This window comes from Seonamhaeicola marinus (assembly GCF_008085455.1).
This window is the reverse complement of the sequence record NZ_VSDQ01000302.1, coordinates 1-330: the sequence shown is the minus strand read 5'-3', so window position 1 is coordinate 330 and position 330 is coordinate 1. Positions and strand designations below refer to the sequence as shown.

General features: G+C 35.8%; 1 protein-coding gene. It reads left to right on the top strand.

Annotated elements, in window-relative coordinates:
* Positions 1-330 (top strand): DNA translocase FtsK (locus tag FUA24_RS04075; RefSeq protein WP_317131929.1); only part of this gene is annotated, 330 nt, incomplete at both ends.

Genomic DNA, 330 nt, shown 5'->3' with positions numbered 1-330 from the left:
GATATGATACGCATACAATGTGCGTTTGTTGATACACCCGAAGTTGAAAAAATAACCGATTTTATTGGTGCCCAAAAAGCATATCCTGATGCGTATTTATTACCAGAATATGTTGGTGAAGAAAGTGGCACAAGTATTGATATAGATATTGCAGATAGAGATAAATTATTTAAAGATGCTGCCATAGTTATTGTAACAGCACAACAAGGATCGGCCTCTTTATTACAACGAAAATTAAAATTAGGATATAACAGAGCAGGCAGATTAATTGATCAGTTAGAAGCTGCTGGTATTGTTGGCCCCTTTGAAGGCAGTAAAGCAAGACAAGTT